The organism is Wenzhouxiangella sediminis, from assembly GCF_003410055.1.
GTDB classification, from domain to species: Bacteria; Pseudomonadota; Gammaproteobacteria; order Xanthomonadales; family Wenzhouxiangellaceae; genus Wenzhouxiangella; species Wenzhouxiangella sediminis.
Window position 1 is genome coordinate 1 of sequence record NZ_QUZK01000052.1, and the last position, 22,216, is coordinate 22,216.

General features: G+C 65.1%; 20 protein-coding genes. All 20 read left to right on the top strand.

Annotated features, from left to right (window positions below; genetic code table 11):
- A partial coding sequence (locus DZC52_RS15575) for a hypothetical protein (RefSeq protein ID WP_181918968.1) occupies positions 1–271 on the top strand: 271 nt, incomplete at its 5' end.
- Positions 272–339: 68 nt separating this feature from the next.
- Positions 340–1,197, top strand: coding sequence for a site-specific tyrosine recombinase XerD (xerD, locus tag DZC52_RS14305; RefSeq protein ID WP_116651971.1), 858 nt, complete (start codon positions 340–342; stop codon positions 1,195–1,197).
- 113 nt (positions 1,198–1,310) lie between these two features.
- Positions 1,311–2,045: a DsbC family protein gene (locus DZC52_RS14310; protein ID WP_116651832.1), complete on the top strand. Its 735-nt coding sequence runs from the start codon at positions 1,311–1,313 to the stop codon at positions 2,043–2,045.
- Between the two features lie 86 nt (positions 2,046–2,131).
- Complete coding sequence (purL, locus tag DZC52_RS14315) at positions 2,132–5,968, top strand: phosphoribosylformylglycinamidine synthase (RefSeq protein WP_116651833.1); 3,837 nt, start codon at positions 2,132–2,134, stop codon at positions 5,966–5,968.
- A gap of 10 nt (positions 5,969–5,978) precedes the next feature.
- Complete coding sequence (locus tag DZC52_RS14320) at positions 5,979–6,620, top strand: exosortase H-associated membrane protein (protein ID WP_116651834.1); 642 nt, start codon at positions 5,979–5,981, stop codon at positions 6,618–6,620.
- Between the two features lie 38 nt (positions 6,621–6,658).
- Complete coding sequence (gene gspE, locus DZC52_RS14325) at positions 6,659–8,416, top strand: type II secretion system ATPase GspE (protein ID WP_116651835.1); 1,758 nt, start codon at positions 6,659–6,661, stop codon at positions 8,414–8,416.
- Complete coding sequence (locus DZC52_RS14330; RefSeq protein ID WP_116651836.1) at positions 8,416–9,627, top strand: type II secretion system F family protein; 1,212 nt, start codon at positions 8,416–8,418, stop codon at positions 9,625–9,627. The genes gspE and DZC52_RS14330 overlap by 1 nt, the downstream gene beginning before the upstream one ends.
- Before the next feature lie 62 nt (positions 9,628–9,689).
- Positions 9,690–10,100: a type II secretion system major pseudopilin GspG gene (gene gspG / locus DZC52_RS14335; RefSeq protein ID WP_116651837.1), complete on the top strand. Its 411-nt coding sequence runs from the start codon at positions 9,690–9,692 to the stop codon at positions 10,098–10,100.
- Positions 10,101–10,151: 51 nt separating this feature from the next.
- Entirely contained in the window at positions 10,152–10,619 is a 468-nt protein-coding gene (locus tag DZC52_RS14340; RefSeq protein ID WP_116651972.1) for a GspH/FimT family pseudopilin, read from the top strand.
- A gap of 40 nt (positions 10,620–10,659) precedes the next feature.
- A complete protein-coding gene (locus tag DZC52_RS14345) occupies positions 10,660–11,151 on the top strand; it encodes a type IV pilus modification PilV family protein (RefSeq protein WP_281268759.1) in 492 nt (163 codons plus the stop codon).
- Positions 11,148–11,939 carry a prepilin-type N-terminal cleavage/methylation domain-containing protein gene (locus DZC52_RS14350; RefSeq protein WP_116651839.1) on the top strand — a complete coding sequence of 264 codons (792 nt, stop codon included), beginning with the start codon at positions 11,148–11,150 and terminating at the stop codon, positions 11,937–11,939. The genes DZC52_RS14345 and DZC52_RS14350 overlap by 4 nt, the downstream gene beginning before the upstream one ends.
- Entirely contained in the window at positions 11,936–12,829 is an 894-nt protein-coding gene (locus DZC52_RS14355) for a type II secretion system minor pseudopilin (RefSeq protein ID WP_116651840.1), read from the top strand. Before DZC52_RS14350 ends, DZC52_RS14355 begins: the two co-directional genes overlap by 4 nt.
- The gene (locus DZC52_RS14360) at positions 12,826–13,989 is read left to right on the top strand and encodes a PilN domain-containing protein (RefSeq protein WP_116651841.1); all 1,164 of its coding nucleotides are present in this window, start codon (positions 12,826–12,828) and stop codon (positions 13,987–13,989) included. Before DZC52_RS14355 ends, DZC52_RS14360 begins: the two co-directional genes overlap by 4 nt.
- Positions 13,961–14,566, top strand: a complete 606-nt coding sequence (gene gspM / locus DZC52_RS14365) for a type II secretion system protein GspM (protein WP_181918970.1) — start codon at positions 13,961–13,963, stop codon at positions 14,564–14,566. The genes DZC52_RS14360 and gspM overlap by 29 nt, the downstream gene beginning before the upstream one ends.
- 2 nt (positions 14,567–14,568) lie before the next feature.
- Positions 14,569–15,330 carry a hypothetical protein gene (locus DZC52_RS14370; RefSeq protein WP_116651843.1) on the top strand — a complete coding sequence of 254 codons (762 nt, stop codon included), beginning with the start codon at positions 14,569–14,571 and terminating at the stop codon, positions 15,328–15,330.
- Positions 15,323–17,548, top strand: a complete 2,226-nt coding sequence (gene gspD / locus DZC52_RS14375; RefSeq protein ID WP_147307723.1) for a type II secretion system secretin GspD — start codon at positions 15,323–15,325, stop codon at positions 17,546–17,548. Before DZC52_RS14370 ends, gspD begins: the two co-directional genes overlap by 8 nt.
- 36 nt (positions 17,549–17,584) lie before the next feature.
- Positions 17,585–18,016, top strand: a complete 432-nt coding sequence (locus DZC52_RS14380) for a hypothetical protein (RefSeq protein ID WP_147307724.1) — start codon at positions 17,585–17,587, stop codon at positions 18,014–18,016.
- 124 nt (positions 18,017–18,140) lie between these two features.
- Positions 18,141–19,700: a hypothetical protein gene (locus tag DZC52_RS14385; RefSeq protein ID WP_147307725.1), complete on the top strand. Its 1,560-nt coding sequence runs from the start codon at positions 18,141–18,143 to the stop codon at positions 19,698–19,700.
- 168 nt (positions 19,701–19,868) lie between these two features.
- Positions 19,869–21,200 (top strand): hypothetical protein, encoded by a 1,332-nt coding sequence (locus tag DZC52_RS14390; RefSeq protein ID WP_116651847.1) that lies wholly within the window; start codon positions 19,869–19,871, stop codon positions 21,198–21,200.
- A 34-nt stretch (positions 21,201–21,234) separates the two neighbouring features.
- Complete coding sequence (locus tag DZC52_RS14395; protein WP_116651848.1) at positions 21,235–22,209, top strand: peptidylprolyl isomerase; 975 nt, start codon at positions 21,235–21,237, stop codon at positions 22,207–22,209.
- Positions 22,210–22,216: the final 7 nt, after the last annotated feature.

Consider the following 22,216-nt stretch of genomic DNA (forward strand, 5'->3'; position numbering starts at 1 on the left):
TTCCAAGAAGAAGGCTTCCAAGAAGAAGGCTTCCAAGAAGAAGGCTTCCAAGAAGAAGGCTTCGCGCAAGGCTGCCGCAGCCGAGGGTGACATGGCACACGTGCTCGCCGCGGTCGACCAGCTTCGCGACGCCCTCCACGACCTGGCAAGCCACCAGATCAACCAGCGCCGACAGCTGGTGGAGGAACTGCGCACCGCGGCACGCTCGGGCTTTTCCGAAGTCGAGACGGCCGCGCGCAAGACGCTCAACCGCCTGACCGGGAAGGGTTGAGCCGAAACGGTGAGCACTCGGGGGCGGACCCATCCGCCCCCGACTCCCCCGCCTCGCCGCATGCGAGGCTGATCGACGCCTTTCTCGATTCGCTCTGGGCCGAACGCGGCATTGCCCCGGCAACCGCTGAAGCCTACCGAAACGACCTGGCCGGCTTCCTGGCCCGTGTCCCCGCTCCCGTTGAACAGCTGTCCCGAGCCGATGTGCTCGAGTTTCTCGCCGCGCGGATGCGATCGGGCAACAGCACGAGCAGCATCGTCCGCCAGCTCTCCTGCCTGCGACAGTTCTTCGCCTGGGCCCTGAGGGAGCGCGTTGTCGCGCAGGATCCGATGCTCGACCTGGAAGGTCCCCGCCGCCCCCGGCCGTTGCCGGGCACCATGACGCCGCGCGAAGTCGAGGCGCTTCTCGCCGCCCCTGCCGGTGATGCGCCTCTCGACCTGCGCGACAGGGCCCTGCTCGAAACGCTCTACGCCACGGGTATGCGGGTCTCCGAGCTTGCGACGCTTACGCTTTCGAGGATGAATCTCGGCCAGGGCGTGATCCGCGTGCTTGGCAAGGGAGGGCGCGAGCGGCTCGTGCCGCTGGGTCGGGCCGCCATCGACGCCATCGAAGCCTGGCTCCGGGTTCGGTCCAACCTGAAACCGCTTGGCGACTGCTTGTTCGTTTCCAGGAGCGGGCGCGCCCTTTCCCGCCAGGCGATCTGGGCTCGGATCCGTCAGCTTGCGCAACGGGCCGGAATCCGGGATGCGGTTCATCCCCATCGCCTGCGGCATTCCTTCGCGACCCACCTTCTGGACAATGGCGCCGACCTTCGTGTCGTCCAGATGCTGCTGGGCCACGCAGACCTGGCGACGACCCAGATCTACACGCATGTGTCGAGAGCGCGCCTCAAATCCCTGCACCAGCGGCACCATCCAAGGGGTTAATTGGGTGAAACTTGTGCTTTCCGGCGTGTTCCAATGAACAGATCGCGGCACTCGGCTATCATTCGACGGTCCGAATGCACCGCACGACAAGTCTTGTTTCCGAGGAGTGAAGAATGAGGATTTTTTCAGGAGTCATTTCGTTGCTTGCGCTCGCCTTCGCGGCGCAGGTTTCGGCCGCCGACCAGCAGGCGATCGAAGAGCGCGTACGCGCCCTGGTGCCCGAGGTCGAAACGCTGGCCATCGCTGAAACGCCTGTCGGGGGCGTCATGGAAGTCCAGCTCAACAACGAAATCATCTACATGAGCGAAGACGGTCGTTACCTCATGCAGGGTCGTCTGATCGACCTGGAAACCCAGACCGACCTGACCGACGCGGCCAAGTCCGTGCTGCGCCGTGAAAAGCTGAACGATCTGGACGACTCCCAGATGGTGTCCTTCGGCCCGGAAGATGCGGACTACGAGTTGATGGTGTTTACGGATACCGACTGCGGCTACTGCCGGCGTCTCCACGAACAGATCGACGAATATATCGACGAAGGAATTCGTATCAACTACCTGGCCTTCCCGCGCGCCGGCGTGGGTTCGGAAACCTACAACACGATGGTTTCGGTGTGGTGTTCGGACGACCGTCAGAGCGCGATGAATACCGCCAAGTCGGGTCAGCGGCCGCCGGAAGCCGAATGCGAGAATCCGGTTGAGGACCAGTATCGTCTGGGTCAGTCGCTTGGCGTGACCGGCACGCCCTCGATGATGACGCCCAACGGCGAAATGATCCCCGGCTACGTGCCGCCCAGGCAGCTTCGTCAGCGCCTGGACAATCTGGCCAAGGCCCGATCGTCGGCCGAGTAGCAATCCTCGCCCGGACCGCTCTGCCGGTCCGGGCATTCTGTGGCCTATAATGTCGCGCTCACTTGAGCGTTCTCGCGGGGTCACGCATGATCGTCCTGCTCGGCAGGGACTCGCTGCCGCCGTTTCGTCTTTCCCGGCTCGCCACCCGAATCTCCGCGCTAGAAGAGCGTGAGGTCCGTGTCACCGCCCGGGAACTGTTCCTCGTCGATGCCGAGCGGCTGCCCGAGCAGCCTCAGCGCGATCGATTGCTTTCCCTGCTGTCAGCCCGGCCCTTTGACGGTCAATCGCTGAGCCCGAATCAACTCCTGATCGTTCCCCGGCCCGGCACGGTGACCCCCTGGGCCAGCAAGGCCGGCGATATTCTCCGTCGATGTGGCCTTGAAGGCTTTGCCCGCCTGGAACATGCAACCCTTTTCGAGCTCGACGGTGTTGCGGCTGCCGAACTTTCGGCGGACGCCCGACAGCTGATCCACGATCGAATGACCCAGGTCGTGATCGAGGCGCTTGGCGACCTCGACGACTGGTTTCACGAGCGCCCGCCGGCGCCGCTTTCGGTCATCCGACTCGGAGCGGACGCAGCCAGCACCCTGAAGTACCAGAACGACGAGCTCGGTCTGGCGCTCAGCGACGACGAGATCGACTACCTCGTCGATGCCTACCATCGCATGGGACGGGACCCCAGCGACGCCGAACTGATGATGTTCGCCCAGGCGAACTCCGAGCACTGCCGGCACAAGATCTTCAATGCCAGCTGGAGCGTCGATGGCCTCCCCGTGGACGGTTCGCTGTTCGGGATGATTCGCAGCACGCACGCTGCGACGCCGGCCGGCACCCTGGTGGCCTACGACGACAACGCCGCGGTAATCGAGGGCTTCGACGTCGAGTTTCTGACGACATACCGGGAGCAGCCGTCGTATGCGGGGCGCCCCGGCCGCGCCCATATCCAGATCAAGGTCGAGACACACAACCACCCCACCGCCATTTCGCCCGATTCGGGTGCCGCGACCGGTTCGGGCGGTGAAATCCGCGACGAGGCGGCGACGGGTCGGGGCGCTCGGCCGATTGCAGCGCTGTGTGGCTTCTCCGTTTCAGACCTGCGCATTCCCGGCTGGGCCCAGCCCTGGGAGACGGCTCCGGCCGAGCCTGACCGCCTGGCATCGGCACTGGAGATCATGCGCGACGGGCCCATCGGCGCCGCGCGCTTCAACAACGAATTCGGCCGGCCGGCCCTGCTCGGTTACTTCCGGACCTTCAGCGCAAGCATCGACGACCGACTGTGGGGATATCACAAGCCCATCATGATCGCCGGCGGCAGCGGCATGATCGCCGACGGGCTGACCCACAAGCAGCCGCTGGCGGCCGGAGACCGCATCATCGTGCTGGGCGGCCCGGCCATGCTGATCGGCCTCGGCGGCGGCGCGGCCTCCTCGATGAGTTCGGGCCAGTCCGACGCGGAACTCGATTTCGCTTCGGTCCAGCGCGGCAATCCCGAGATGCAGCGCCGCGCCCAGGAGGTGATCGACCGCTGCTGGATGCAGGCCGACCGCAACCCGATCAAGTCGATCCACGATGTCGGCGCCGGCGGGCTTTCCAACGCCCTTCCCGAGCTTCTCCACGACGGCGGGGTCGGTGGGCGGCTGGAACTGCGCGAGATCCCGACCAACGATCCCGCGCTTTCGCCCATGGAGCTGTGGTGCAACGAGGCGCAGGAGCGCTACGTCCTGGCCGTCGCCCCGGAAGACCTGGAGCGGTTCGGCGCCCTGTGCGAACGCGAACGCTGTCCCTGGGCCGACGTGGGCGAGGCCAGCGAGGACGGCCGCTTGCTGCTCGCCGACCGCCTCGGCGAGCGACCGGCCGTCGACATGCCGCTGGAAGTGCTGCTCGGCAAGCCGCCGAAGATGCACCGGGATGCCGCCACCGTGCACCACGCGCTCGAGACCGACGTTCTCGACGGCGTCTCCCTCGACGATGCCATCGACCGGGTGCTCGCGCTGCCCGCGGTGGGCAGCAAGCAGTTCCTGGTCACCATCGGCGATCGAACGGTGGGTGGCCTGAGCGTGCGCGACCAGATGGTCGGACCGCATCAGGTGCCCGTGGCCGATTGCGCGATCACGCTTCTTGACTACAGCGGCTACGCCGGCACGGCCATGGCGATGGGTGAGCGCACGCCGCTGGCCGTTCATGACTCGGCCGCTGCCGCCCGGATTGCCGTGGGCGAGGTCCTGACCAACCTCGCCGGCGTGGCGGTTCGCGATGCGTCCCACATCAAGCTGTCCGCCAACTGGATGGCCGCCGCCGGCGCGCCCGGACAGGATGCCGCGCTGCGTGCTGCCGTCGAGGCCGTGGCCGAGCTGTGCCCCGAGCTGGCTTTATCCATCCCGGTCGGCAAGGACTCGCTGTCCATGCAGACCGTATGGCGCGACGATGAGGGAGACCAGCGCATGATCGCGCCGGTGTCGCTGATCGTCTCGGGTTTTGCGCCGGTGCCCGATGTGCGACGGCATGTCACGCCCGAGCTGAGCGCCGAACCCGACAGCCGCCTGCTTTTCATCGACCTGGGACGCCGCCGACTCGGCGGTTCCTCGCTGGCGCAGGTGTTCTCCCGCCAGCTGGGCGCCGTGCCCGATATCGACGATTCCGACTCGCTCAAGGCGGCTTTTGCCGCCGTGCAGCGCTTGCTGGCCGACGGGCGCCTGCTGGCCTGCCACGACCGCTCGGACGGCGGCCTGTTCACGACGCTCCTGGAAATGGCGCTGGCCGGTCGGCGCGGCCTCCGGATCGATCTGGGCGAGACGGAAGCCGACCCGATGGCCGCCCTGTTCAACGAAGAGCTCGGGCTGGTGCTGCAGGTTTCCGGGGACGAACTCGCGGCGGTGTTGGCCGAGCTGGCGAATGCCGGGCTCGACGAACGGGTTTCGGTCATCGGGACACCGGTCGACGACGCCAGTCTCGAGATCGTCGCCGGGGGGCGCAGCCTGGTCTCGCGTGCGCTCTCCGACCTGGCCGGGCGTTGGTCGGAAACGAGTTATCGCATGCAGCGCCTGCGCGACAACCCCGACTGCGCCGACGAGGAGTACGAGGCGATCCGGCAGTTCGACGGCGCCGGCCTGACCGCCGAACTGACTTTCGAACCGCCCGCGCCGGTCGCCGTCAACACCGGCGCGCGCCCGCGCGTCGCCATCCTGCGCGAGCAGGGCGTCAACGGACAGCGCGAGATGGCCCGGGCTTTCATGTCCGCCGGTTTCGAGGCCGTGGACGTGCACATGAGCGACCTCGAAAGCGGCCGACAGTCGCTCCGCGATTTTCATGGGCTCGCCGCCTGCGGTGGGTTCTCTTTCGGCGACGTGCTCGGTGCCGGTCAGGGCTGGGCCCGCTCGATCCTGTTCAACGATTCCCTGCGCGACGCCTTCCAGGCCTTCTTCGACGATCCCGGCCGTTTCGCGCTGGGTGTGTGCAACGGCTGCCAGATGCTTTCGGCCCTGCGAGAGATCATTCCGGGCACGGAATCCTGGCCGGATTTCGTGGTCAATCGCTCCCGCCAGTTCGAGGCGCGACTGAGCCAGGTCGCGGTCGAGGACAGTCCATCGCTGTTCTTTGCCGGCATGGCCGGTTCGCGCCTGCCCGTGGTGACGGCCCACGGCGAGGGCAGGGCGGACTTCGGCGACCGACCGGCGTCGGGAGCGCCGGTCGCCATGCGCTATGTCCAGGCCGACGGCACCGCCGCCGAGTGCTACCCGGCCAATCCCAACGGCTCGCCCGAGGGCATTACCGGCCTGAGCAGCACCACCGGCCGGGCAACCGTCATGATGCCGCACCCCGAGCGTCTTCTCCGGCGCGTCAACTTTTCCTGGGCACCCGCCGGGTGGGGGGAGCTTTCCCCGTGGATGAAGATGTTTCACAATGCAAGGTTGTGGCTTGATTGAGCCGGATGCGATGAGCGAGCAGGAACAGCAACGAAAAAACAGCACAGAAAGCACCGACGAGCAGGGCAAGAACCCGGTCAAGGAAATGTTCGTCCTTGCTGCGCTCTACCTGCCGCTGGGCTTTTTCCTGTGGTTCTTCATGGCCAGCGGGCTGATGTTTCCCACTTCCCGGCTGGTGGAGTGGTTGCTGGCCGGCCTGTATCCGGACATCTTCGAGCAGGTCGTGCAGCTGGGTTTCCGTTTCGAGGTCCAGACCCTGGTCATCATGCCGCAGCAGGTCGACGGCCGGACCGCCGCCCTGAACCTGGATATCAATCCGATGATCTATGCCTGGGGCCTGGCCTTGTTGTTCGGTCTCACCATGGCCACGCCCACGCGCGGTGTGAGGCGGCTGGTGCAGTTGCTGATCGGCTTCGCGGTGGTCACCCTGGTCACAACCTGGGGCGTGTTCTGGGAGGTCTGGCGCGACATGGCGTTCCTGATGGGGCCGCAGGCCGCGGCGGCCGTGCAGTCGACGAATCTGTCGGCGACGACCATCGCCCTGTGTTACCAGCTGGGCTACCTGATGTTCCCGGGCGTGGTTCCGATTGCCGCCTGGATCCTGATGAACCGACCGTTCATCGAGCAGCTGGTCGATAGCCGGCATCGATGAACCGAAGCAGCCCGGGGCTGTCTGTTTGAGACGTGACTATGGAAACTGAACCGCTGACCGCCACCGACGATACCGAGCTTCTTCCGAGCATCGGCGACCACCTCGAGGATCGGGCCGCCGACTTGTGCCGGCTGATGATCGAGCAGGAGCGCCTGCGCGAGGAAGACCTGCAGCGCGCCAAGGCCTACCGCGAACAGCACGGCGGCAACCTGCTGACGTTGCTGGTGCGCCTCGGCCTGGTGTCCGAGCGCGACCTCGCCCGCGCCCAGTCGGAGCTGCTCGAGATTCCGATGGTCACTGAGAAGGACTACCCGGAGAGCGCGCCACAGATCGAATCCGTGTCGGTGCGCTACATGAAGCAGCAGCACCTGGTGCCCGTGCGCATCGACGACGACACACTCGAAGTCGTCATGGCCGACCCCTGCGACGATTTCGCGCTGCGGGCCCTGGGCATGGCCACCGGGCGTGAAGTCAAGCCGCGCGTGGGCGTGACTTCCGAGATCGACAACACCATCGAGCGCTATTTCGGCGGCGGCAAGTCGGCCATGGGACAGATCGCCGAGCACCTCGGGGGCGAGGGCGGCGGCGGTGAAGACGAGGAAGACGTCGAGCACCTGCGCGACCTGGCTTCCGAAGCGCCGGTCATCCGCCTGGTCAACCTGATTCTCCAGCGCGCGGTCGAATCGCGCGCCTCCGACATCCACATCGAACCCTTCGAGAACCGCCTGAAGGTGCGCTATCGGATCGACGGCGTGCTGCAGGAAGTCGAGGCGCCGCCGGCGCGATCGACCGCCGCGGTCATCTCGCGCGTGAAGATCATGGCCCGGCTCAACATCGCAGAGCGCCGCCTGCCGCAGGACGGTCGCATCATGCACCGCGTCGGCGGCAAGGAGCTCGACCTGCGTGTCTCGACCGTGCCCACGGCGCACGGCGAGTCGGTGGTCATGCGTATTCTCGACCGCGAAGCCGTGGTGCTGGACTTCGCCAGCCTGGGCTTCGCCGAGGATGTGCAGGAGAAATTCATCCACGAGCTGGAAGTGCCGCACGGCATCATCCTGGTCACCGGCCCGACGGGCTCGGGCAAGACCACCACGCTCTACACCGCGCTGTCGAAGCTCAACACGCCCGAGCGCAAGATCATCACGGTCGAAGACCCGGTCGAATACCAGCTCGAGGGCGTCAACCAGATCCAGGCCAAGTCTTCCATCGGGCTGGACTTCGCCCGTGCCCTGCGTTCCATCGTTCGTCAGGACCCCGACGTCATCATGATCGGGGAGATGCGCGACCTGGAGACGGCCAAGATCGCCATCCAGTCGGCGCTGACCGGTCACCTGGTGCTCTCGACCCTGCATACCAACGACGCGGCCGGCGGCGTGACGCGAATGATCGACATGGGCGTGGAAGACTACCTGCTGACCTCCACGGTCAACGCCATCATGGCCCAGCGCCTGGTGCGGCGCCTCGATCCCGAAACGGCCGAGCCCTACGAAGTGCTGCCGGAGATGATCGACGAACTGGGGCTGGAAAGACTGACCGACGAACGACCCATCAGGCTATACCGCCCGGGCACCTCCGAGGCCAGTCCCACCGGTTACCGCGGCCGGACCGGCATCCACGAACTGCTGGTCCTGACCGAAGAGCTCCGGCGCATGGTCATGAAGCACGCCACCTCGACCGAGATTGAAAAGCAGGCGCGCGCCGAGGGCATGCGCACGATGTACGAGGACGGCCTGATGAAGGCGCTGCAGGGCATCACCTCGGCCGAGGAAGTCCTGCGCGTGACGCAGGAAGCCTGATGCCTTTGTTTGAATACAAGGCCGTGACGCCGGCCGGCGAGACCATGACGGGCGAGATGGATGCGCCCAGCAAGGACCTGGTGATCGCCCACCTGCAGGAGTCGGGCAACATTCCGGTCTCGGCCAGGGAGGTCGGTTCCGGATTCAGGCTCTCGACCCTGCTGCGCGGTCGGCGCGGGCTCAAGCAGGGCGAGATCGGCGATCTGACCCAGCAGCTGGCCACCCTGCTGAGTGCCGGCCTGCCGCTCGACCGCTCGCTGGGCATCCTGGCCGAGCTGGCCGAAAACGAGCGGGTGCAGGACACCGTCGAGAAGATCCGCAACCGGGTTCGCGAGGGCGGTTCATTGTCCGAAGCGCTGGAAGAACGCCACGGCGTGTTCTCGCGCTTCTACATCAACATGGTGCGCGCCGGCGAGATCGGCGGTTCGCTCGACCAGACGCTCTCGCGGATGGCCGAGTACCTCGAACGCTCGAAGGAACTCAAGGATTCGGTCATCTCCGCCATGATCTACCCGGCCTTGCTGGTGGTGCTGGCGATTGCCTCGCTGATCCTGCTCATGGGTTACGTCATTCCGCAGTTCACGCCGATGTTCGAGGAGTTCGGCGCCGAGCTGCCGCTACTGACCAAGATCGTCCTGGCGGTGGGCAATGCGCTCCAGAATTACTGGTGGGCGATGATCGGCACTGTCATCGTGGTGTTGCTCTGGTTCCGCGGCCAGATGCGTCGACCGGCCTCGCGCCGCAAGTGGGATGCGCGCTTCCTGCACATGAGAGGCATCGGCGACGTGATCGCCAAGATGGAAACCGCGCGGCTGGCGCGAACGGCGGGCACCCTGCTGGTCAACGGCGTGCCGATCCTGTCGGCACTTTCCATCGCCAAGAATGTCATGAGTAATACGGTGCTGGCAGACGACGTGGCCGAAGCGGCCAAGCAGGTCAAGACCGGCACTCCCATGGCCCGTGCGCTCGCGGCCAACGACAATTTCCCGCGCCTGGCGCTGCAGATGGTCAACGTCGGTGAAGAGACCGGCAAGCTCGACGAAATGCTGCTGAAGGTGGCCGACACCTACGACCGCGAGGTTCGAACGACCATCGATCGTCTCATGGCGCTGCTGGTCCCGGGACTGACGCTCGGTCTGGCCGTGCTGATCGGCGTGATCGTCATGTCGGTGCTGGTGGCCATCCTCGGCATCAACGAAATGGTGGCCTGACGGCCGCAGATGATCGGCAACCTTAAAAACCAAGGCCCGAAAGGGGTCGGAGGAAACTCAACATGAACACTATGCGTAATGGCGCCGGCTTCTCGCTGATCGAGTTGCTCGTCGTGCTGATGATTCTCGGTCTGATCGCCGGCCTGGTCGTGCCCAACGTGCTCGAGCGCGGCGAGGACGCCAAGCTCAAGGCGGCCGCTGCCGAAGTGCAGCGCATTTCGATGGCCGTCGACGAGTACTACCTGGACAACGGCCGGCCGCCGGAAGAACTGCGTCAGCTCGTCGACAAGCCCGGCAACGCCAGCAACTGGAACGGCCCCTACATCAACGAGTCGAACCTCAACGATCCGTGGGAGAACGCCTACCAGTACCGTTACCCCGGCCAGCATCGTTCCTACGACATCTGGTCGCACGGCGCCGATGGTTCGCCCGGTGGTGAAGGCGCCAACGCCGATATCACCAGCTGGGACTGACTTGAGCCAGGGGTTCAGGTTTCAGGTATCAGGTTTCAGGGGTGGGCATCGATGAAATGGCTGCCGGGCCTTCGCGCGGGTGGATTCAGCCTTCTCGAGCTGATGGTCGTGATGCTGATCGTGTCGATGCTGTTCGCCGTGGTGGGTGTTTCGGTCAGTCGCTCCATCGAGGGCGCGGAGATCCGCAACGCATCTCGTGAGATCGTCGCCGGCATCCGCCACACCCGCGGCCAGGCCATCATCCAGCGCCAGCAGCAGGTTTTTCATGTCGATGCCGATGCCAGGACCTGGACGGCCGCCGGGCGTGAACCGGTCAAGATTCCCGAAGGCCTCGACATCACCATCGAGACGGCGCGCTCGGAACTGACCGGCGAGAACGCCGGCGGTATCCGCTTCTATCCCGACGGGGCCTCGACCGGCGGTTTCGTCGAGTTGCTGGCCAATGAACGCACCTGGAAGGTCGAGGTCTCCTGGCTGACCGGCGAGGTCAGCCTCGAGCAGGTGGCCGACGATGCTTGATCGTCGTTCCTTTCGCGCGGGTCCCGGGTCGGGGCTTCGAATGCCTGCGGGGGTGCGTCGGGAAGGTCCCGGATCGGGGTCCGGGACATCCTGCCGGCGGAGCCGGCAGGATGGCTTTACGCTGATCGAGGTGATGGCGGCCTTTATGGTCTTCGCCCTGTTGTTCGGTGTGGTCCTGCAGGTGCTTTCGACCTCGGTGGGCAATACGCGCCTGTCCGGCGAGTACACCCAGGCGGCGCTTTGGGCCCAGTCCAAGCTCGACGTGCTCGGCCTGGATGGGATGATCGAGCCGGGCGTCACCCAGGGCAGTTTCGACGACACCTATGACTGGACCATGGAAATCAACGAAACCGAAGTCGTCGACGAGCGCGCCCTGGATGCCCAGGACGAGTTGCCGATCGCGCTCTACCACGTGCGCCTGACGGTCGAGTGGGGCGAGGGCCGCCGCCAGGCGGTGTTCGAAACCCTGCGTTCGGTGGACATTCACTGGGAAGAACGCCAGATGCAGATGGGCGGCGGGCCGCGGCCATGAGGGCGTGGCGTCGGGTTTCAGGCAGCGGATCCCGCGTTGGGCCGGCACGGCGCGTTCAGGAAGGTCCCGGATCGGGGTCCGGGACGCCCTGTCGGCGTCGCCGACAGGGCGGCTTCACCCTGATCGAGGTTCTGCTGGCCATCGCCCTGGTGTCGATCATCATGGCCATGGCCTACGGCGGGTTCCGCGCCAGCGTGCGCGCGACCAAGTCCGGCGAGGAGGTCATCGAGCAGACCAATCGCCTGAGGGTGGTGCAGCAGTTCGTGCGGCGCCAGCTCATGCAGTCGCGAGCGCTCATCATCGAGCAGTTCGAGGACGGGGAGATCGTTCGCTTCCAGGGCGATCGCGATCACGTCCGCTTCGTCTCGCCCATGCCGGGTTATCTCAGCTACGGCGGCCCCTACGTGCAGGAGCTCAGTCTCGAGCGCGGTTCCGAAGGAATGGAGCTGGTCTACTACTACGCCATGCTCAACGGCTACGAAACCGGCGCCCTGGAAGACACCACCGACGGGCGCGTGCTGATGGAAGACATCGGGGACGGCGAATTCATCTTCCTCGACTTCGACCCGGAGACCGGCGAGACCTTCTGGACCGATCTGTGGGAAGAGCCCGAGCGCCTGCCGCTGGCCGTCGGCGTGCTGCTCGACCTGGAATCCGATCGCGGGCTGGTCTGGCCGGACCTGATCGCGCCCGTCATGGTGGACACCAGCCAGTCGCGCGCCCGGAGCGTTCGCAGTACGCGCGACATGATGATCCGGCAGCGCGGGGCCGGAGACTCGGACCGATGATCCCCTGCCGGTCCGGACAGCGGGGCATCGCCCTCATCGTGGTGCTGTGGATCCTGGTGCTGCTGACCATCGTGGTGGGCACCTACGCGGTCCTGGCGCGTACCGAGAGCCTGCAGTCGCGCTTCCTGTTCGACACCACCCGGGCGCGCTATGCCGCCGAGGCCGGCATTCACCGTGCGGCCTACGAGATGCGCAACATGGACATCGAGACCCGTTGGGTGCCCGATGGTCGGCCCTACACAATCGATTTCGGCGCCGCCCGGGTCGAGATCCGCATCACCGACGAGTCCGGCAAGATCGACCTCAACGGCGCCGACGCCCAGACCTTGTCGGACCTGTTCATTTCTCGCGGCATGGATGAAACCGAGGCCTGGCACCTGGCCGATGCCATCGAGGACTGGCGCGACCCCGACGAGCTGCCCCGGCTCTACGGCGCTGAAGTGGATGATTACGAGGCGGCCGGGTATCCTTACGGGCCGGCCAACGAGCCGTTCGGCTCCGTCGACGAGTTGCAGCAGGTCATCGGCATGAGCTGGGACCTGTTCCGGGAGCTGGAGCCGATGCTGACCGTCCATGCCGGCGGTCGCATCAATCCGGCCTTTGCCTCGGCCGACGTGCTGGCGGCCAATCCGGAGATCTCCGCCGAGGATGCAGCGGCATTCGTCGAGGAGCGGCGACAGTTTCACCCCCGCGACCAGCAGGCGCTGATGCTGCCCGACGGCACGATGGTCAGCTTGCAAGGGGGTGGCCGGACCTTTAGCATTCGCTCGCGGGCGACGCTGGACACCGGCACCTGGAGCGAAGTACAGGCCACGATTGAACTCGGTGGCGACCAGCGCGGTCGACCCTTCCGGGTGCTGCGCTGGCGCGACAATATCGAGGATCGATGAATCAGAGTGCCATCAACGAATACTGGGGCAGCGTCGTTGCCCGCTACCGCGCCGGGCCCCTGCCGGGGTTCCTGAAGTGGTGGCGTGGCGAGCTGGCGGGCCTGTTTCCGCGCTCCCTGCGCGAGCGCATGATTCCGCCTCGTCCGCAGCTGTGGCTGGTGCCGCAGGCCGAGGGCCGGGAGTTCACGGTCTGGGCAGGCGGCGATTCGCCCGATCGACGCGACACCTTCGGTGCGTCCGAAGATGCCGGCCTCTTGCGCGATCGTTGGCAGGAACTGCTGGGCGGTTTCGAAGACGGCCAGCCGGAGATCCGGCTGTGCCTGCCGCCCGAAGACATGCTCCACTGCCCGGTCGAGTTGCCGCTGGCGGTGGAAGCCAATCTCGCCGAGTCGCTGCGCTACCAGCTCGACCAGGTCACGCCGTTCAGCGCCGACCAGGTCTATTTCGACTACGACATCGTCGAGCGCGACGCCGAGCACGGCCGCCTGAAGATCGACCTGCGCCTGGCGATGCGCTCGCGCGTGGACGCCCTGCGCGAGCGCCTGGCGGCCATCGGTATCCGGCCGCACGCCATCGATTGCCTGGGCGGCGAAGCCGGGCATCCCGAGTGCGAAGGCTTCAACATGCTGCCGCTTGCCGAGCGCCCCAGGCACGTCTATCGCCGCGCGCGCATCAACTGGCTGCTCGCCGGCGGTCTGGTGCTGGTGTTGGCGGTGGTGATGGTCGAGTCGCTGTTTCTTCACCAGCGCACGGTGGATCAATTGCAAAGCGAAGTCGACGCCCTGCGCGGCGAAGCCGACCAGGTGCTCGCCCTGCAGCGCGAACTGCAGGACGCCCTTGCGGCCGCCAACTTCCTGGCCGAGCGCCGTCGGCGCCAACCGGTCAGCGTGGAGGTGCTCGACGAGGTCACCCGAATCCTGCCCAACGACATCTGGCTGACGCAGATGCAGATTCGAGGCAACGAATTGATGATCCAGGGCCTGGCCGACCAGTCGCAGCGGCTGATCGAGTTGATCAATGAATCCGACCTGCTGGCCGAAGCGGAATTCCGCGGCTCGGTCAGCATCGACCCCGGCAGCGGCCGCGAGCGCTTCAACGCCCAGGCCCGAATCGAGACCACAGGAGGCGAGCGTGCAGCTGCTGCCGGATCTGGAGAATAACCGCCCGCTGGCCGTCGGCCTGCTGGTCATCGTGCTGGTCGTCGTCTACTTCCTGGGCTTTCACTGGTTCGTGATGCGCCATTTGGATCTGGCCGACGAGGTCAACTCGCTCGAGGAGCGCGCGGCCCGCTTCAAGGCGGCCGTCGCCCGCCGCCCCGAACTGGAGGCGCAGCTCGACGAACTGCAGGCCGAGCGGCTGGACTCGGCGCTGTTCCTGCCCGAGTCGAACTTCAACGTCGCAGCGGCCGGTCTGACGCGCCGGCTTCGGGATATCATTCAGCGCGAGGCCGACGACGCCGACCTGTGCCGCATCGTCTCCACCACCAACCGTCCCGACGACGAGCCTGAACGATTCGAGCAGGTGACGGTCAATGTGCGCATGAACTGCCCGCTGCCGGACCTCACGCGGATTCTCTACCAACTGGAAAACAACGTGCCGCTGATCTTCGTCGACAACCTGATCATCAACCAGCGGATTCCGGCCGACCGCGCGGGGCGGCGCGGCAGCAACGGCTACGGCCAGCTCGACGTGCGCTTCGACATCTACGGTTTCCTCTCCCAGCAGGTGGAAGGCTGACCATGCTCGATTTGCAGCGCAACCTGCTGACCACCCTGCTGGCCGCCGGAATCGGCGTGCTGGTCGTCGCCGGCGGGGTGATTGCGCTGTTGATGGGGCGGCCCGACCTGGCCGCCATCGAACCGCAGGGCAGCACCGAGGCCGCCGAGGTGCAGGTCGACGTGCCGCAGACCGGGCTGGAGGATTTCAGCGCCTATTCGGCCATCATCGAACGCCCGGTGTTCTTCTCCGACCGCCAGCTGCCGATCGTCGAAGCGCCCGGCGACGAAGAACAGATGGCCGTCGACGAGGAAGAGGTCGAAGAGGTCCAGGATCTCAAGGCCGCCCTGGCCGGGGTCGTCATCACGCCGGAGATGAAGCTCGCCATGGTTTCCGATGAGCAGGCCGGCAAGACCTTCGTGCTGCGCGAGGGTATGAGCCTGGAGGGCGAGCAGGCCGCCTGGAAGCTGGACGTCATCCAGGCCCGCCAGGTCAGCTTCGTGTCGGTGGACGGGCGGCAGACCGATCTGGAATTGCAAGTGAACACCGCCGGGCTCGATGCGCCGGCGCCACCCGTCAGCACCAGCGACGCTTCGCAGCAACAGGACGCGCAGCCGCAGGGGCAGCAGGCCGAACAGCCCGCCGACCCGCGGCAGGCCAGCGAAGAGGCGCGGGCCCGGGCAGAGGAAATCCGCCGGCGGGTCGCCGAACGGCGCGCCCAGTTGAGGGCCGAAGCCGAGCGACGCGCGCGACAGAGACAGGAACAACAGGACAACAATGGCTGAACGAATGCGACAGAGCTTGACCCGATACCGAGCGGCGCTCGCCGTGCTCATGCTGGCCGGCCTGGTGCTGTCCGGCTGTGCCTCGATGCGCGGGCGCGACGGAGAAGAAGCCGACACCCGCCTGCGTCCCGGCCAGAGCGCCGTCGACCCCGATACCCTCCGTGGCGACTCGGAAGGCATTCGCCTCGGCGGCGCCGACGAAGAAGGCGAGGAGGCGCAGTTCGACGAAACCGAGACCTATCCCGGCACCGGCGTGTTCATCGACCAGAGCGCCACCAAGCCCCGTGCCGAGCCCCCGGGCGAAGACGGCGAAATCACGCTCAACTTCGAAGGGCAGGGCATCCAGGAAGTGGTCCACGCCATCCTCGGCCACATGTTCGAGGAGAACTACGTCATCGCCCCCGGCGTCAGCGGCGAGGTGACCTTCTCCACGGCCAAGCCGATCAAGCGCGACCAGGTCATGGGCGTGCTCGAGATGCTGCTGCGCTGGAACAGCGCCACGCTGATCTGGCGCGAAGGCCGCTACCACGTCGTCCCCGTCTCGCAGGCGGTGGCCGGCAACCTGGTGCCGCGCATGGATTCGGCCAGCAAGGCCCGCGGCTACGAGGTGCTTGCCGTGCCGCTGGAATACATCTCGGCCGGCAAGATGGCCGAGATGCTCGAACCCTGGGTCAAGGAAGACGCGATCTTCAACGCCGACAATGCCCGTAATCTGCTGTTCCTGGCCGGCACCCAGTTCGAGCTGAACAACTACCTGCAGATCGTCGAGACCTTCGACGTCGACTGGCTCGAGGGCATGTCTGTGGGTATCTTCAACCTCGAGCGCATCGAAGTCGACGAACTGTTGCCGGAGCTCGAAGGCGTCTTCGGCGCCGAGGGCGAAACGCCGCTGGCCGGCATGTTCCGCTTCATGCCGCTCAATCGCCTCAATGCCATCATGGTGATCACGCCCAACGAGCACTACCTCGACGAGGCCGAGAAGTGGATCGAGCGCCTGGACCGCTCCAGCGCCGAGGGCGGCGCCAGGCTCTACGTCTACCGGGTCAAGAACCTCGAGGCCGATATCCTGGCCGGCTACCTGGGCGACCTGTTCGGCACCGGCGGCGGCAGCCGCTCGCGCGAGTCGCGCGGCTCCCTGGCGCCGGGCCTTGAGCGCGCTTCGGCCTCGAGCGTCAGTGATTTCCAGCAGTCGCGCTCGGGCACCGGCGGCTCGGCGTCCGACAGCAACCGCTCCAACGGCAATCGCTCCACCGGCGGCGGCAGCGTTTCCCTCGGAGAAGAGGGCGGGGTGCGCGTCACGGCGGTGATGGAAACCAATTCACTGCTCATCCAGGCCTCGCCCAGCGAATACGACGGTATCCTGTCGGCGATCGAGCGCCTGGACCAGGAGCCGCTGCAGGTCATGATCGAGGCCCAGGTTCTGATCGTTACCCTCACTGACCAGTTGAGATACGGTGTGAGCTGGTTCCTGGCCAATGGCGGCGTCGAGGACAGCGTTCCCGGCCTGCCGGACGGCTTTGCGCCGAGTCGCGAGGCGAACGCAGCCCTGTTCGGTCAGGAGACGGGTTTTCTGGGCACCATTACGCGGCGCTCGGTCGGCCGGAACTTCGTTTCGGCGACCATCGACGCGCTGGAGACGGTTTCCGACGTACGAACGATTTCTTCGCCCAGCCTGATGGTGCGCAACAACTCCGAGGCGAGCATCAATGTGGGCGACCAGCTTCCCGTCCAGTCGACCCGTTTCGTCGGCGGCGGAATCGGGGGCGACAACGGCACCATCGGCAATGTCCAGTACCTCAATACCGGCGTCATCATGGAGGTCACCCCGCGCGTCAATCCGGGTGGCCTCGTCTACATGAAGATCCGCCAGGAAGTGTCCTCGCCCGGCGAGTCGGGCGTGGGCGGTAACCCGTCTGTAGACACGCGCACCATCCAGACGGAAGTGGCGGTGCAGTCCGGTCAGACCATCATGCTGGGCGGCCTGATCCAGGAAGACACGACTAACCGGAAGTCCGGTGTGCCCTTCCTTCAGCGAGTGCCGCTGCTGGGGAACCTGTTCCGCAGCACCCAGGACGACATCACGCGGACGGAAACCCTGGTCATGATCACCCCGACCGTCGTGGAGTCGACCGAGCAGCTCAAGCGCGTCTCCGATGACGTCAGGAGCCAGTTCGAGGCCCTCAAGCCGCTCCGCGGCTTCGGGAAGGGCTCCAACTAAACACATTCAAATCAACTAATTAGGAGTTTTTGAAGCGTGACAAAGCCAGACTTCAATCCCCTTGCCGCCGCTGCGGCTGTTGCCGCATTGCTGCTGCTGGCGGCTTGCCAGCAGCCCGCGGAAGAGCGCTCGGCCGATGAAATCGTCCAGGAACGGGCCCAGGCCCGCTGGGACGCCCTGGTCAACGAGGAGTTCGCCGCCGCCTGGGAGTACTATACGCCCGGATACCGGCAGATGAGCCCGCAGGACGCCTTTGCCGCGGACATGTCCGCCCGGCCGGTGCAGTGGAACGCCGCCACCGTCGTCTCCGCCCAGTGCCAGGAGGCGGAATCCAAGTGCACGGTCCTCACGGAAGTCACCTACCAGCCCGGCGGCGGGGCCGAAGAGCTCCGAAATGTCGAGATCACCCGCGATCTCGAGGAACAATGGATCCTCATGGACGGTCAGTGGTGGTATGCGGCGAACTGATTGCTTTACATCGCTGTATCGATTAGCATAGAATTGAACACGCTAGGGCAGGTTCGGTCCGAACCGTTCTTGCTCGGCTGTGTTTGCACAGAGCCCTGTGTCCAACAACTTTAGGAGTGTTGTAATGAAAAGAAACACCTTGACGACCGCAGTTCTGGCTGGTCTGACGGGTATGGCGGGCATGGTCAGCGTTGCGAGCGCTGTCAACGTCAACCCCGAAGGACTGGGTCAGGTTCTGCTGTACCCGTACTACACCGCCCGCGGCGGCAATGACACGGTCATCTCGATCGTGAACACCACCGAACGCGGCAAGGCGGTCAAGATTCGCTTCATCGAAGCCCTGAACTCGCGCGAAGTGCTCGACTTCAACATCTACATGTCGCCGTATGACGTGTGGACGGGTGCCGTGACCGCGGAAGGCGACGGTGGCAAGCTGGTTACCAGCGACTCCACCTGCTACGTGCCGAACTTCGGCGGCGAGCAGCCGTTCCTGCGCTTCGGTTACGCCGGCGACGGCGGCCCGCAGGGCCTCGAGCGTACCGCTTCCGGTTACATCGAAGTCATCGAGATGGGCACCATGGTCGCTCAGCCGGGTAGCCAGCCTGGCGGCGCTGATCCGGCGATCATTCCGTGGTCGGCCAAGCACGTCAACGGCGTGCCGCGCGACTGCGCCCGTCTGGAAGCCGAGTGGACCGATGGTTCCGGCCTGTTCTGGCTGGACGGCGGTGACTCGACCTTCGGTTTCGACACCCAGCAGGGCGCCAGCGGTGGCCTGTTCGGTTCGGCCAACATCATCAACGTCGCCGAAGGCACCCTGCTTTCCTACAACGCGACGGCCATTGATGGTTTCTGGGCCGCCGGCGACATGAACCACAGTGAGCCGGACTCGGTCCTGCCCGACCTGTCGAACGGCACGAACTCCGAAAGCTTCGTGTTCGACAACGGCGTTCTGGAACAGCACACCTGGTCGGAGCCGCTGCTTGCTCTGAACTCGGCCCTGACGCTGGACCGCCTGATGAACGAATACGTCACTCAGGACGGCCTCAACGCCCAGACCGAGTGGGTTCTGACCCTGCCGACCAAGCGCTTCCACGTGGATCCGGAAATTGGCGCCGCTACCGCCAACAACCCGATTCCGCCGTTCACGCGCACCTGGCACATCAATGGCGACGGCTCCCTGAACCTGCCGTGTGAAGACATGGAATACAGCTTCTGGGACCGCGAAGAGCGCGAGCCGAGCCCGCAGGTCGGTCCGCCGATCGTCTCGCCGCGTCCGCCGCAGGAAGAAACCCCGCAGTTCCAGCTGTGCAAGGAAGCCAACGTCATTCGCTTCTCGAGCGGTGGTGAGGATCTTCCGGCTGCGACCGAAATCCTGAAGGAAACGGCTCGTGACGGCCAGTATGCTCGCCTGGGTTACACCAACTTCGAGCTGCCGTACGACGCCGGTTGGGTCCTGTTCGACCTGGCTCAGGTTCCGGCCGACTCGCCGACCTTCGGTACCTACGGCCCGCGTCGCCAGAGCGTCGCTGCCAACGACGGCACCGTTGTGGAAGGTCTGCCGGTCATCGGCTTCCAGGCCACGACCTACACCAACGGTCAGCTGGGCGGTGGCTCCGTGCTGGCGAACTACGGTGGTGCCTTCAACCACCGCGGCTCGCGCAGCTTCGTGAGCTCGGCTCCGTAAGGACAGCCGTCAGGCTTGCCCGAAAGGGTAATAGAGCTAAACGGGGGCCATCCACAGGGTGGCCCCTGTTTTTTTAGTAAAACGAACTCTTAACGCGCGATTTGGTCTACTGTGCGTGTTGTCGCCTCACGACCCTTGCAGTCGCACCAAACACGAGAGTCATTGCAAATGAACGAGTACCTTCGAATTCTCCCGGCCGCACTCGGCCTGCTGTTCCTGGTTGGAGCGGCCACCTCCGATGCCCAGACCACCAGAAAGCTCATCATCAACGATGAGGTCGAATGCGACCTGGCGCAGATTCAGTCTCTCGGGCTCGTCGATCCCCAGAGCAACGTTCGCGTAACCGTTCAGGATCTGGCCGAATGCATTAACGAAGGCGGCGGACTCGCCGTCAGCCCGATCGTTCTGGAGCCCGAAGTCGTCGAACCGGGCGGTTCGTTCACGGCCGTCTGGGCATCTACCGGCTCCGTCTCCTGCGAACTCAATCTGCCCAGCGGCTGGCAGGCGCCAAATGTGGCCTTGGCCGATGCCGTCAACTTGACGGTTCCCTCGGGTACGACGGAGGCGTCCTACCCCGTGGAAATCAGCTGTTCGGATGCCGGCGGCAACGTTGTCGCGGCGGACTCGTTGCTGCAAGTCGAAGCTTCTGTTCCGACCAGTCCGCCGGAAGCCCCACTCATTGCTAGAACCGTTGTGGAGCCCGTTGCACCCGGCCAGATTCGAATCGACTGGACGAGCTCGGCCACGGCCACCGACTGCGAAGCCAGCAGCAGCCCCACCGTGCCCGGTTGGAACGGCTCCGTGGGCACCGGTGTCGACCAGGAAACCCTGCTGACCGGCCTGAGTGCCGGCAGCTACAACTTTGCGCTTCGCTGCTCGAATGCGGCGGGTGATTCACCCTGGGAAGCGGTCAGTGCGACTATCGCTTCGTCAACTCAGTGCGCCAATCGACAGCCGCCCTCCGGGTGGGCCAGGCTTGGCGAAGCCGGTACGAGCAGCTGTTACTGGACCGGCAATTCCTGGGACCCCAAGGACTGCACGGTCTGGAACGGCGGAATTTCCAACACGCCGTTCTACGCAGAGTCAGGCGTTTCGCATCGCCTGGCTTATGCGGGTCGCCCCGATGCCCACCAGTATCTGGCAATTGAGCTGGACACGACCGGAATGAGCCCGACGAATACCGGAAGGCTGCAGACCTCGTCATCCGATACGTTCGCGCTTTCCGTGACAGGCATCGTGACAATATCCAGCTGCCCGGGTGACTTCCACAAGTCCGAAGTCCTTCAGGACACCGGCTGCTATGCAAGAAGCGCGTTCTCTCCCGGGATCGAATACGGCGGCACGAGCACCAGTAAAACCTGCAAGCTCGAGTCCGGCCGGACCTACTATTTGAACATCATCCCGACCACGTCGCTGGATGGGACGGATCCGGACCTGATCGTGCCGCACCCTAACTGTGAGGAAGGCGTCTGCGGCAGGGTGACCGCCTGGCAGGACTAAGCCGCCTAAAGATAGATTCAAAGGAAAGAAACGAATGAAGAATTGCCTGACAAGCGCTTTGGTAATAGCGGCCCTACTGGGGCCGCTCGCGCACCAGGTTCGTGCCGAAACCGTCGAACAGTCACGATGCGTGAGCTATGAGTCGGAGCTGTTCGCCAAAAGAGACACGGCGACCGTAACCCACAGCGATGTCGATGCATTCATTGCAGCGCAAGTGCCGCCCGACCAGCGCAAGGTCTTTCTCGACAGCCCCGACCGTATTGCAGAAATGGTCGAAACGCTTTTGTCCACCTACGCCATGGCGAATCGCGCCCTGGACGCGGATCTGACTACTGATCCCGTGGTGTCCGCCCGCCTCAACATGAATCTCGCTCGTGAGTTGGCGTCCATGTACCGCGACGAGTATTTGTCATCGAACCGACTCGATGACTACGAGTCCGCGGCCCGGGAGATCTATCTGACCGATCCCGAAAGTTTCGTCGGCGGGGACAGCTACGACTTGCGCCACATCCTCATCGAGGACAGGGGCAGACGCAATTCCCCGGAACTGATGAGAAAGGCGCTCGATATCTATGAGCGGCTTGCCGCGGGCGAAGACTTCGATCAGGTCTCGGCCGACGTGGTTTCAGAAAACGACCCGGCACCTGAAACCAGCCTGGAAGGAGTCCGGCCGACCGAACTTGTTTCACCGCTCCGGGGTGCGCTTTCCGACGCCGAAGAGGGTGAACTGTTGGCGCCGATCCGCAGCCAGTACGGCTGGCACATCGTTCGGCTGGACTCGGTCAACGAAGGCGAGCAGATGCCCTGGGAAGAGGCTCGCTCCAAGGCCATCAACCTGGCAAGGCAGCGACACGAGCAAAAGCTCCTGGAGCGCCTGCGCATGGAGATCCAGGGCGAAGAGGCGCAACTGACCGAAGGCGCGGTTGCCGAATTGCTCGAACGTTACGATGTCGAATGGTCCGGCAGCGGGAACCCCGATCTGCTGATGCAACAGACGGGTTCCAACTAGCCTTCTC

Coding starts and splice junctions, on each gene's coding strand:
- DZC52_RS14310 (WP_116651832.1), top strand. CDS start 1,311: ATGAGGATTTTTTCAGGAGTCATTTCGTTGCTTGCGCTCGCCTTCGCG.
- purL (WP_116651833.1), top strand. CDS start 2,132: ATGATCGTCCTGCTCGGCAGGGACTCGCTGCCGCCGTTTCGTCTTTCC.
- DZC52_RS14320 (WP_116651834.1), top strand. CDS start 5,979: ATGAGCGAGCAGGAACAGCAACGAAAAAACAGCACAGAAAGCACCGAC.
- gspE (WP_116651835.1), top strand. CDS start 6,659: ATGGAAACTGAACCGCTGACCGCCACCGACGATACCGAGCTTCTTCCG.
- DZC52_RS14330 (WP_116651836.1), top strand. CDS start 8,416: ATGCCTTTGTTTGAATACAAGGCCGTGACGCCGGCCGGCGAGACCATG.
- gspG (WP_116651837.1), top strand. CDS start 9,690: ATGAACACTATGCGTAATGGCGCCGGCTTCTCGCTGATCGAGTTGCTC.
- DZC52_RS14340 (WP_116651972.1), top strand. CDS start 10,152: ATGAAATGGCTGCCGGGCCTTCGCGCGGGTGGATTCAGCCTTCTCGAG.
- DZC52_RS14345 (WP_281268759.1), top strand. CDS start 10,660: ATGCCTGCGGGGGTGCGTCGGGAAGGTCCCGGATCGGGGTCCGGGACA.
- DZC52_RS14350 (WP_116651839.1), top strand. CDS start 11,148: ATGAGGGCGTGGCGTCGGGTTTCAGGCAGCGGATCCCGCGTTGGGCCG.
- DZC52_RS14355 (WP_116651840.1), top strand. CDS start 11,936: ATGATCCCCTGCCGGTCCGGACAGCGGGGCATCGCCCTCATCGTGGTG.
- DZC52_RS14360 (WP_116651841.1), top strand. CDS start 12,826: ATGAATCAGAGTGCCATCAACGAATACTGGGGCAGCGTCGTTGCCCGC.
- DZC52_RS14370 (WP_116651843.1), top strand. CDS start 14,569: ATGCTCGATTTGCAGCGCAACCTGCTGACCACCCTGCTGGCCGCCGGA.
- gspD (WP_147307723.1), top strand. CDS start 15,323: ATGGCTGAACGAATGCGACAGAGCTTGACCCGATACCGAGCGGCGCTC.
- DZC52_RS14385 (WP_147307725.1), top strand. CDS start 18,141: ATGAAAAGAAACACCTTGACGACCGCAGTTCTGGCTGGTCTGACGGGT.
- DZC52_RS14390 (WP_116651847.1), top strand. CDS start 19,869: ATGAACGAGTACCTTCGAATTCTCCCGGCCGCACTCGGCCTGCTGTTC.
- DZC52_RS14395 (WP_116651848.1), top strand. CDS start 21,235: ATGAAGAATTGCCTGACAAGCGCTTTGGTAATAGCGGCCCTACTGGGG.